Source organism: Sphingobium sp. SA2, assembly GCF_032227065.1.
Classification (GTDB): Bacteria; Pseudomonadota; Alphaproteobacteria; order Sphingomonadales; family Sphingomonadaceae; genus Sphingobium.
Window position 1 is genome coordinate 2,585,158 of record NZ_JAPMXX010000006.1, and the last position, 10,200, is coordinate 2,595,357.

10 protein-coding genes and 1 tRNA gene are annotated in these 10,200 nt (G+C 64.1%); 1 reads left to right on the forward strand and 10 read right to left on the reverse strand.

Going from position 1 to position 10,200, the window contains the following annotated elements; genetic code table 11:
- Nucleotides 1-148: 148 nt before the first annotated feature.
- The 10 genes from OVY48_RS20190 to OVY48_RS20235 are packed head-to-tail and all read right to left on the reverse strand — an operon-like array spanning nucleotide 149 to nucleotide 9,969.
- Complete coding sequence (locus OVY48_RS20190; RefSeq protein WP_313924206.1) at nucleotides 149-1,444, reverse strand: MFS transporter; 1,296 nt, start codon at nucleotides 1,442-1,444, stop codon at nucleotides 149-151.
- 4 nt (nucleotides 1,445-1,448) lie between these two features.
- On the reverse strand, nucleotides 1,449-2,069 hold the full coding sequence (locus OVY48_RS20195; RefSeq protein ID WP_313924207.1) for a TIGR02281 family clan AA aspartic protease: 621 nt from the start codon (nucleotides 2,067-2,069) through the stop codon (nucleotides 1,449-1,451).
- Nucleotides 2,069-2,860, reverse strand: a complete 792-nt coding sequence (locus tag OVY48_RS20200; RefSeq protein WP_313924208.1) for an MBL fold metallo-hydrolase — start codon at nucleotides 2,858-2,860, stop codon at nucleotides 2,069-2,071. The genes OVY48_RS20195 and OVY48_RS20200 overlap by 1 nt, the downstream gene beginning before the upstream one ends.
- A complete protein-coding gene (locus OVY48_RS20205) occupies nucleotides 2,857-3,630 on the reverse strand; it encodes a TatD family hydrolase (protein ID WP_313924209.1) in 774 nt (257 codons plus the stop codon). Before OVY48_RS20205 ends, OVY48_RS20200 begins: the two co-directional genes overlap by 4 nt.
- 5 nt (nucleotides 3,631-3,635) lie before the next feature.
- The gene (metG, locus tag OVY48_RS20210) at nucleotides 3,636-5,198 is read right to left on the reverse strand and encodes a methionine--tRNA ligase (protein WP_313924210.1); all 1,563 of its coding nucleotides are present in this window, start codon (nucleotides 5,196-5,198) and stop codon (nucleotides 3,636-3,638) included.
- Nucleotides 5,199-5,242: 44 nt separating this feature from the next.
- Nucleotides 5,243-6,214 (reverse strand): AAA family ATPase, encoded by a 972-nt coding sequence (locus tag OVY48_RS20215; RefSeq protein WP_313924211.1) that lies wholly within the window; start codon nucleotides 6,212-6,214, stop codon nucleotides 5,243-5,245.
- Nucleotides 6,211-6,837, reverse strand: coding sequence for a dTMP kinase (gene tmk / locus OVY48_RS20220; RefSeq protein ID WP_313924212.1), 627 nt, complete (start codon nucleotides 6,835-6,837; stop codon nucleotides 6,211-6,213). Before tmk ends, OVY48_RS20215 begins: the two co-directional genes overlap by 4 nt.
- Entirely contained in the window at nucleotides 6,834-7,997 is a 1,164-nt protein-coding gene (locus tag OVY48_RS20225) for a D-alanyl-D-alanine carboxypeptidase family protein (protein ID WP_313924213.1), read from the reverse strand. The genes tmk and OVY48_RS20225 overlap by 4 nt, the downstream gene beginning before the upstream one ends.
- 45 nt (nucleotides 7,998-8,042) lie before the next feature.
- Nucleotides 8,043-8,933 carry a septal ring lytic transglycosylase RlpA family protein gene (locus OVY48_RS20230; RefSeq protein WP_409593506.1) on the reverse strand — a complete coding sequence of 297 codons (891 nt, stop codon included), beginning with the start codon at nucleotides 8,931-8,933 and terminating at the stop codon, nucleotides 8,043-8,045.
- On the reverse strand, nucleotides 8,917-9,969 hold the full coding sequence (locus OVY48_RS20235; RefSeq protein WP_313924215.1) for a lytic murein transglycosylase: 1,053 nt from the start codon (nucleotides 9,967-9,969) through the stop codon (nucleotides 8,917-8,919). The genes OVY48_RS20230 and OVY48_RS20235 overlap by 17 nt, the downstream gene beginning before the upstream one ends.
- Before the next feature lie 134 nt (nucleotides 9,970-10,103).
- Here OVY48_RS20235 and OVY48_RS20240 point away from each other — a divergent pair.
- Nucleotides 10,104-10,193: transfer RNA gene (locus OVY48_RS20240), tRNA-Ser, on the forward strand.
- Nucleotides 10,194-10,200: the final 7 nt, after the last annotated feature.

A 10,200-nucleotide genomic window follows, 5' to 3' on the forward strand; every position in this document is an offset into this window, starting at 1 on the left:
CCTCCCGCATGCAGGAGAACATGCCACCGGAACCGCAAGACGTCCCGGTTGTGACATCTCTAAATTGCGGGGAGTGACATCTCTAAATTGCGCTTACAATCATAAAGTCCGATAATAAGGATTATGTTAAATATTGTGCGACGTTGTCTCAGTCTTCCTGGATCTGGCTATGCGCCTGGGTGTCGCGCATCCGTATATAGACCACCAGCGAAATGGCGATCATCACCGTGACATAGATGTAAAAGGCTTGCTCCATGCCCGCCTGTTTGAACCACAAGGCGACGAACTCCGCCGTCCCACCGAACAGCGTATTGGCCAAGGCATAAGGCAGCGCCACGCCCAGCGCCCTGATGTGCGCGGGAAACAGTTCGGCCTTCACCACAGCGTTGATCGACGTATAGCCGGTGACGATGATCAGCCCCGCCATCACCAACAGACCGGCGATCAGCGGGTCTTTGGTCACGGCCAGCGTCGCGAAGATCGGATAGGTGCACAGGACTCCCATGACGCCAAAGCCGATCATCAGCGGCTTGCGGCCGATCCGGTCGGACAGCGCGCCCGCGACCGGCTGGAGCAGCATGAAGGCGAACAGGGTTACCGCATTGATCTGCGAGGCAGTCTCCCGGCTAAGGCCGCTGGTGTTGACCAGGAATTTCTGCATGTAGATCGAATAAGCGTAGAAAGCGATCGTGCCGCCAGCGGTCAGCAGCATCACCGTCAGCGTTTCGCGCGGATGGTTGGTGATGAGTTCGACGAAGCCGGACTTGGGTGCGCCAGCCGCCTTGGCCACAGCAAAGCTCTGCGTTTCGGCAAGGCCACGCCGCAGCCAGAAAACGATGACCGCAAGCCCGCCGCCGATGAAAAAGGGTATGCGCCAGCCCCAGGCATCCAGTTGCGCTTCGGTCAGCGTCGCCTGCAACAGCAGCAACACGCAGATTGCGACCAACTGTCCGGCGATCAGCGTGACATATTGGAAACTGGAAAAGAAGCCGCGCCGGTTCTTGCCCGCCATTTCCGACAAATAGGTCGCGCTCGCGCCATATTCGCCGCCGATCGACAGGCCCTGCATCAGCCGCGCGAGGACCAGCAGCAGCGGCGCGGCGACGCCTATCGTCTCATAGCCGGGTGTCACCGCGATCAGGAGCGACCCGGCGCACATCAGCGCGACCGACAGCGTGAGGCCACTCTTGCGACCATGGCGGTCGGCATAGACGCCCATCAGCCATGCGCCGATCGGCCGCATCAGGAAGCCTACCGCGAAAATCCCGGCGGCGCTCAGCAGTTGGGCCGTGCGATCCTGGCTGGGGAAAAAATGCGGCGCGAAATAGAGAGTGAAGGCCGCATAGGCATACCAGTCATACCATTCGACCAGATTGCCGGTCGAGCCGCCGATAATGGCTTTGAGCCGCTGGCGCTGGGTTGGTGGCGTGAGCGATGGCGTCATGGCGTCATGGCGTCAGCACCATCTCGCCATTCTGCACACCCCAGCTTTTGAGGCGGGAGAGCATGTTCATGCCGATGACGTTGATCTCGCCGAATGCGGGCGAGACGACGACGGGCAGGTCGCTGGCCGTCACCGGGCCGATGGCCAGCGTGGCGATGCTCGACCGGCGCGCTTCGACCTTACCGTTTGCGGTGGTCATGACGACACCGGGCTCGCCGATGTCGTAATTGAGGCCTGCCGCACGGGCGGTCGGTTCCGACAGCGCGGTGACGGTCGCGCCGCTGTCGATCAGGAACCGTGCGGGCGTGCCGTTGATACTGGCTTCGACCCAATAATGGCCATCACGGGCCACGGGAATGCGGATGGCTTGTCCTTCGGCGCGGACGGGAGGTAGCGTTGGTGGTGCGTTGCCGACCGGCCCGCCCTCCTCCGCCCAGCGGCCGGTGAGATAGCCCTGCTGCTGCGCCAGTGTAAAAAGACCGAACAGCCCTGCGAAGATCGCGACCCACAGTAAAGCCAAGCGCAACAGTGATCCCCAAGCCAATCTGCGCCCGATCAGCGCCGATCCGACCAGCACGAGCGCGAGGACATACCAGAGGGTCGATGCTGCCTGATCGCCGTCCATCAATACCCCTGCTCTGCCGTCGCCAGTTCCACGGTCATGCCGTCATAGCCGGGTTCGACGCCGCTGGGGAGTGTCCGCCGCAGCGTCGCATAATCCATGCTCTGGTCCATATGCGTCAATATGGCCTGGCCGGGCTTGGTTTGTGCGATGCTGTCCAAAGTAAGGGCAAGGTGCGGATGGGTCGGGTGCGGCTTTTCGCGCAGGGCATCGACTACCCAGACATCGAGTCGGTCATAGAGCGCGAGCATTTCCGGCGTCAGCTCATGGAAATCGGTGGCATAGCCGATCGACCGGCCGCCATGGGTGAAGCGGAACCCGGTGGACCAGATGTCGCCATGAGGCTGATCGACGCAGGCGATGTCGATGTCGCCGATCCGCAGGCTGTCGGGCAGGATATGCGGGGCGATGGTCGGATGATAGCCGTTACGCCCTTCAAAGGCATAGGCGAAGCGCTGCGCCAGCAGGCGAAGCGTCTGTTCGCGCGCATAGCCGGGCACGGGCGAGCGGCGATGGTGGAAGAGTTGGCGGACATCGTCGATGCCATGGCTGTGATCGGCATGGTCATGCGTCCACAATATAGCGTCGATCTGGACCACGTCGGCGGCGAGTAGTTGCGCGCGCATGTCGGGCGAGGTGTCGATCAGGATACGGGTGGTCGGGCTTTCGACCAGGATGGACACGCGGCTGCGGCGGTTTTTGGGCTCGGTCGGATCGCACGTGCCCCAATCATTGCCGATGCGCGGAACGCCGGACGAGGTGCCACTGCCAAGGATCGTGAGTTTGAAGCTCATGCCGCCTTCTTGAACAAGGTGCGGAAATTGGCGGAGGTGGCGGCGGCCAGTTGCTCGATGCTTTCACCGCGCAGGGTCGCAAGGAAGCGGGCGGTGTCCGCTACGAAGGCCGGTTCGCACGGGCGGCCACGATGCGGCACCGGGGCGAGGAAGGGCGAGTCCGTTTCCACCAGTAGCCGATCGAGCGGCAGACGCGCAGCCGTTTCCTGCAAATCCTTCGCGCTCTTGAAGGTCACGATGCCCGAAATGCTGATATAGAAGCCCAATTCCATCGCCGCATCGGCAAAGGCGCCGCTGGCGGTGAAACAGTGGATGACGCCGGGATAGGCCCCCTTCCCCATTTCGTCGCGCATGATCGCCAGCGTGTCTTCTTCCGCATCGCGGGTATGGACGATCAGCGGTAGGCCGGTCTCGCGCGAGGCGGCGATATGCGCGCGAAAACTCGTCTGCTGCCGGTCGCGGTCGCTATGGTCGTAATAATAATCGAGGCCGGTTTCGCCGATGCCGACGACGCGCGGATGCGCGGCGCGCTCGACCAGCTTGGCGGTATCGACATGGGGATGCTCGTCGGCTTCATGCGGGTGGATGCCGACAGTCGCCCATACGTCGGGCGCACGGATCGCGGTGTCGAGGACGGCATCCCATTCGCTTTCACGGGTCGCGATGTTGAGCATCAGGTCGATGCCGGCCGCGCGGGCGCGTTCCAGCACATTCTCCTGATCCTCGATCAAGCCCTTGTAATTCAAGTGGCAATGGCTGTCGATCAGCATGACGATCAGGCGTCCGCTTCGGTCAGTTCGAGACGAGGAAAGAGCGGCTTGGGGGCGGCGAGCGTAAAGCCGCTCGCGCGAAGGGCGGCATACCAGTCGCTGCCGATGATCGCGTAACCGCGCTGTTCGGCCGACAAGCCCATCTGGTCCAGCAGGTTCGTAGCGCTGCTGGGGATGATGGGCTGGACCATGATGGCAAGGCTGGCGATGGCGTCGTACAAGGTCGCCAGTACGGCCTCCATCCGCGCCGGGTCGGTCTTGCGCAGCGCCCAGGGTGCCTGTGCGTCAATATAGGCGTTGCAGGCGAATACGGCGCGCATCCAGGCCTCGATCGCGACCGATGGCGCGAGGTCGGCCATGGCGGTCTGGAATGTTGCTGCGGCTTCGGCGATGGTCGCAAGCAGGTCGCTATCCACATCCTGCGGCGCGGGCTGGGGCAAGCGCCCTTCCAGATTCTTCGCGATGAAGCTCAGCGTTCGCTGCGCCAGATTGCCGAAACTGTTGGCCAAGTCGCTATTGGCGCGGGCGACGATCGCTTCGGCGCTGTAGCTGCCGTCATTGCCGAACGTGACTTCGGATAGCAGGAAATAGCGCAATTGATCGACGCCGAACCGCTCGGCTAGTGCGATCGGATCGGCGACATTGCCGACCGACTTGGACATTTTCTCGCCGCGGTTGAGCAGGAAGCCGTGGCCGAAAATCTGGCTGGGCAAGGGCAGCTTCGCGCTCATCAGGAAGGCTGGCCAGTAAACGGTATGAAAACGCACGATATCCTTGCCGATGATGTGGGTGATATCACCCCCCTCGGCCCAATAGCGCGCCATCCGGGCGGCATCGTCGGGATAGCCGCATCCGGTCAGATAATTGGTCAGCGCATCGACCCAGACATACATGACATGGCCATCGCTGCCCGGCACCTTCACGCCCCAATCGAAGCTGGTGCGCGAGATGCTGAGGTCGCTCAGGCCGCCTTCGACGAAGCGCAGGATTTCGTTGCGGCGGCTGTCGGGCTGGATGAAGCCGGGCTGGCTTTCATACAGGGCCAACAACCGATCCTGATAGGCGGACAGGCGGAAGAACCAGCTTTCCTCGACCGTCCATTCGACCGGCGTGCCCTGGGGCGAGAGCTTGACGCCCCCTTCCCCCTCTACGATTTCCTTCTCGTCGTAAAAGGCTTCGTCGCGGACGGAATACCAGCCCTCATAGCGGCCAAGATAGAGGTCGCCATTGGCCTCCATCGCCTGCCAGATCGCTTGGCTGGCGCGGTGATGATCGGGTTCGCTGGTACGGATGAAACGATCATGGCTGATGTTAAGAACCGTTGCCATGTGCTGGAAATGCGCGGCCATTTCATCGGCAAGCGCGCGCGGCTCGATGCCGCGTGTGCGCGCCGCCTGGTCCATTTTCAGGCCATGTTCGTCGGTGCCGGTCTGGAAAAACACATCGCGGCCCATCATCCGCTGGAAACGGGCGATCGCGTCGGTGGCGATCACCTCATAGGCGTGGCCGATATGCGGACGGCCATTGGGATAGCTGATGGCGGTGGTGATGGTATAGGGTTTGGACATGGCGCCTTCCCTAGCGGCTGTTCGCCTGCGCGCAAAGTCGCTTTTCAGGCGGCGCGCGGTGCCAGCGCCGCGACATGGCCCGCCAGTTCGAACACGACCGCCGCCGGATCGAGCGACAGGATGATCGCCCCGCCCGCCAGCCGCCGCGCTTCCTCCCAATGGTCGAGCGCCACGCCAAGGGCGGGACCATTGCGATGCCGTGCCGCTTCGGCGAGGAAAGCGGGCGCGCGTTCCAAGAAGGCCTCATAGCGGGGACGGGCTGGCTTGGTCGCCAGTGTCTTGGCGAGCAGGAGCCGCTGCCGGTTGCCGGGATCGCCATCGGTCGCGATCAACGTCAAAGCGGCTTCGATTTCCGCCAGATTAAGCCCGGCATAGCGCAATGCCTTGCCCGGCGATCCTTCCCCTGCCCGCACCAGCGCGTCCATTTCCGCAGGCGACAATTCCCCCTCTCCCGCGCGCAATACCGATCGCATCGCCGTATCGTCCAGCGGATCGAAGCGCAGCGTGCGGCAGCGCGAGCGGATGGTCGGCAACAGGCGGCCCGGTGCATGGCTGACCAGCAGGAACAGCATGTCGGCGGGCGGCTCCTCTAGCGTCTTGAGCAGCGCGTTGGCAGCGCCGCGTTCCAGATCGTCGGCGCTGTCGATCACCACGATGCGGCGCGTCGACAAGGACGGGGCCGATTGAAGCAGCCGCCCCAGTCCGCGCACCTGATCGACGCTGATATTGCGCGCGGTGACGCCATCCTTTTCGAGCGGCGCAAGTTCGGCATAGTCGGGATGGGCACCGGCGTCGATCAGATGGCGCACGCGATGGTCGTCGGGCACGGCGAGCCCGTCCCCCTCGACCTTCGGCCCGGCGGCGTCGGCAAGCAGGCGCAGCGCCAGCGCACGCGCGAAGCTGCCCTTGCCGATGCCGCGTGGCCCGCTCAATATCCAGCCATGATGCATCCGCCCGCTAGCCGCTGCGCCGATCAGCAAACGGGCCTGGGCGTCATGACCGATCAAGGATGTCATGGCAGTAGGTCGGCCAGCGCTTCGAGCAAGCGGGCGGTGACGGCATCAGCTGCGCCCGACGCATCGACAGGCCGGAAACGGCCCGGTTCTTCGACGGCGAAGCGAGCGAAAGCGTCCGCGACGGCGCGATGAAAGGAACGGTCGCGCCCGCCGATGCGGTCGGACATATTGCCATCACGGGCGCGGGCGCGCGTTTCGGCCTCCGTTTCGGGCAAGGTCAGGAACAAGGTCCGGTCGGGGAGGAAGTCAGCGCTACCAACCCGATGCAATGCCAATATGTCGGCATCGGTCAGATCGCCCTGCCCCTGATAGGCACGGCTCGAATCGAGATAGCGGTCGGACAGCACCCAGGCGCCCCGCGCCAGTGCGGGACGGATCGTCTTTTCGCCATGGTCGGCGCGCGCGGCGGCGAAGAGCAAGGCTTCGGCGCGCGGGCTCCAGCGATCATCGCCGCCGGTGAGCAGCAGCGCGCGGATGGCTTCCGCGCCTTCGCTACCGCCCGGCTCGCGCGTTTCAACGACCTCCAACCCGCGCGCGCGCAGGGCAGCGGCGAGCGCGCGAAGCTGGGTCGATTTCCCCGCGCCCTCTCCGCCTTCCAGCGTGATGAAGCGGCCCAGACTCACCCGAAAAGCGACTTCATGCCATTCCAGATGCGGCCGAACATCCCGGCTTCCGCCACATCCTCGCCCGCCACCAACGGCATGACCTGCGGCGGCGTGTCGGGCGTCTGCACGATGAGCTGGGCGATCTGCTGGCCCTTGGCGATCGGCGCCTTGATCGGGCCGGTATAGACGACCTTGACCTTGACGTTGGAAGAGGCGGTGCGGGGCAGCGTCACCGCCATATTATGCGGCGCGACCAAAGGCACAGTCGTCGCGCTGCCCAACTGAACCTCTGCGGTTTCCACCACCGCGCCCTTCTTGAACAAAGGCTGCGCCTTCCAGGCCTTGAAGCCCCAGTCCATGAAGCGCACCGATTCGCCAATGCGGCCATTGAAGCTGGTCAGCCCGGCGACGACCATGACCAGGCGGCGGCCGTCCTGTTCGGCCGACCCGGTAAAGCCATAGCCCGCCTCCTGCGTATGCCCGGTCTTGAGGCCGTCGGCACCGGCGATCTTGCCCAAAATCGGGTTGCGATTGCCCTGACTGATGTCGGCCCCACCCATCGTCTTGCCCCAGGTGAAGGAGCGCGCGGCGTAGAAGCGTTTGTAGAGGTCGGGCGTTTCCTCGATCGTCGCCTGCGCGAGGCTGGCGAGATCCTCGGCCGTGACATAGGTCACGCCTTCGTCGGGCCAGCCGTTGCTGGTGCCGAAATGGCTGTTCTTGAGGCCCAGTCGCTTGGCCTCTTCATTCATCTGCGCGACGAACCCCTGTTCGGTGCCCGCAATCCCTTCGGCCAGCACGACGCAGGCGTCATTACCCGACAGGGTGACGATGCCATGCAGCAGATTTTCCACCGAGACTTGCTCGCCCGCTGACAGGAACATGGTCGATCCGGCCTGCGGCCCGTGCCACTGCTTCCAGGTTTCCGGGCGCACGGTGAACATCGTGTCGAGCTTCAATTCGCCGCGCTGGATCAGGCGGAAGGCGACATGCGCCGTCATCATTTTCGCCATGGAGGCAGGCGGCATCCGTGTCTGGCCACCCTTGTTAAAGAGAACCGCGCCCGACGAAAGATCCTTCATATAAGCGATCGGCGCTTCGCTGCTATAGGGCGGCGCGGCGGCAGTCAGGGGCTGGGTCAACAGCCCGGCGAAGAGGAGGACTGCAACGGACTTGTTCATGACACTGCCTTCAATGGAATGGAATCGTGCGGCGCTGCGCCGGGTCTATCGGGCGTCATTAGCGATGATGGGCGCATTCTCAAAGCCCCCTGCTGCGGCGGCCCGGACGCCCGCCTGCGCCGCGGTTCGGGTGGGATAAGGGCCAAAGCGCACGCGCCACAGGCTGCCGCCCTCGATGGCGGTTGCGCCGATGCGTTTGGCGAGCGTTTCTGCGCGGTTGCGGGAGGAGAAGGCCCCGACCTGGACGACATAGCCGCCCTTGGTCGTGACGGGTGGCGCGGGGGACGTCGCGGGCGGTTTGGGGGATATGGGTGCGCTGGCGACTGACTGGCGCGGCGGCAATTTGGCCCGCAAAGGCGCCAGCAGCGCGGCGGGCGTTTCCAGTCGTTCGGCGGCGCGTTGGTGGGCGCGCAGCAGAGCGCGATCCTGCTCCGGCGGATTGACGCGGCGCACCCGTACGGGCGCTGCACCGGCTCCGATGATCCCCAATTGCTCCGCCGCGCCGCGCGACAGGTCGATCAGCCGATCATTGGCGAATGGCCCGCGATCATTGATGCGCACCAAAATGGTCTTGCCGCTATCGAGCGCGGTCACCTCGACATAGCTGGGCAAAGGCAAGGTCTTGTGTGCGGCGGTGATCGCCATAGGCATGAAGGCTTCGCCGTTGGCGGTCTTGTTGCCCTGCAATTCTTCCCCATACCAACCGGCATAGCCGACCGCGTCATAATTGGGCGCGTCTTCGGGTGTGTAGGTGACGCCCGCCACGGTGTAAGGTGCCCCGATCGTGACCAGCTCGTCGGCGACCATCGGCATCTGTGGCACCGGGCGCGGCGTGGTCGTCGGTGGTGCCAGTGGTGGCTCTGCGCCACAGGAGGCCAGCACCAGCAGCATGCCGGCTGCCGCTGACGGCGCACCTGCCCTATTGTTTGACCGCATCGGCCAGCAACCCCACGGACAGGGCGTAGAAATTGGAGCAATTATAGTCGAGGATCGCGCGGTAATTGCCGGTCAGCAGATAGGCGGTCTTGCCCGGCCCATCCGGCTCCAGCAGCGTCGCCATCACGCTGTCGGCCGGCCAACTGTCCCGCGCCAGCGACATGCCCATCTTGCGCCATTCGGCGATGGTCAGCCAACGGCTATGCCGGTTGAACACGCGCGGGCAGCGTGCTGGCTGCGTCCGGGCCGTAACGGCCGCGCGGTTGAAACCGCTCGGCACATTGACCGCCACGCCCCAGGGTTGCCCGGCGCGCCAGCCCGACTGCACGAAATAATTGGCGATCGACGCCAGGGCGTCGGCCTCGCTGGTCCAGATGTCGGCCTTGCCATCGCCATCGCCATCGCGCGCCAGGCGCAGATAGACGCTGGGCAGGAATTGCGGATAGCCCGTTGCGCCTGCCCAACTGCCGACCAGGCGGCTGCGCGGCACGCCATTGTCCAACATCTTGAGCGTCGCCAGCAATTCCGGTTCGAACAGCGTCCGCCGACGCCCTTCCCACGAAAGGGTCGCGAGCGAACGGATCAGATCGAAGTCGCCAGTATAGGAGCCATAATTGGTCTCATGGCCATAGATCGCGACCATGATTTCTTCGGGCACGCCGGTTTCCGCCTCGATCCGGGCGAGACGCGCGCGATTGTTACGATAGGCAATCCGGCCGCGATTGATCCGCGCGGAATCGACATGTTTCACGCGATAAGGCTCGAAATTCGGGATCGGCGAATAAGCGCCGCCACCCGGCTGGCTCTGGTCCAGTTCGATGACGCGCAGATTGGGGGTCAGCGTTGCGAACACGCTATCAAGCGTTGCATCCCTGATCCCCATCGCCCGCGCCTTGGGCCGGATGCTGTCCAAATAGGCGCGGAACGCCGCGCTGTCCTGCGCCACGGCCGGGGTCGGCGCGACGCTACAGGCGGCAGCGACGCCGGTCAGGCCAAGCAGCAGCGAAAATATGGATGTACGCAAAGAATCTCCCATCGCCCCGTTGTTGCACAGGCAGGAGGCGAGGTGAATCCCTTAATGGCGTGGAGGCCCCAAGAAAGGGATGAACCGATCGATCGACGATTTTTGCGCTTGGCAACGCCGTCCGGCGCGCTAGGAAGCGGGACAACGGAAGTGTGGCCGAGTGGTTTAAGGCAGCGGTCTTGAAAACCGCCGTGGGTGTAAGCTCACCGTGGGTTCGAATCCCACCGCTTCCGCCAGAAACCG

Coding starts and splice junctions, on each gene's coding strand:
- OVY48_RS20190 (WP_313924206.1), bottom strand. CDS start 1,444: ATGACGCCATCGCTCACGCCACCAACCCAGCGCCAGCGGCTCAAAGCC.
- OVY48_RS20195 (WP_313924207.1), bottom strand. CDS start 2,069: ATGGACGGCGATCAGGCAGCATCGACCCTCTGGTATGTCCTCGCGCTC.
- OVY48_RS20200 (WP_313924208.1), bottom strand. CDS start 2,860: ATGAGCTTCAAACTCACGATCCTTGGCAGTGGCACCTCGTCCGGCGTT.
- OVY48_RS20205 (WP_313924209.1), bottom strand. CDS start 3,630: ATGCTGATCGACAGCCATTGCCACTTGAATTACAAGGGCTTGATCGAG.
- metG (WP_313924210.1), bottom strand. CDS start 5,198: ATGTCCAAACCCTATACCATCACCACCGCCATCAGCTATCCCAATGGC.
- OVY48_RS20215 (WP_313924211.1), bottom strand. CDS start 6,214: ATGACATCCTTGATCGGTCATGACGCCCAGGCCCGTTTGCTGATCGGC.
- OVY48_RS20225 (WP_313924213.1), bottom strand. CDS start 7,997: ATGAACAAGTCCGTTGCAGTCCTCCTCTTCGCCGGGCTGTTGACCCAG.
- OVY48_RS20230 (WP_409593506.1), bottom strand. CDS start 8,933: ATGCGGTCAAACAATAGGGCAGGTGCGCCGTCAGCGGCAGCCGGCATG.
- OVY48_RS20235 (WP_313924215.1), bottom strand. CDS start 9,969: ATGGGAGATTCTTTGCGTACATCCATATTTTCGCTGCTGCTTGGCCTG.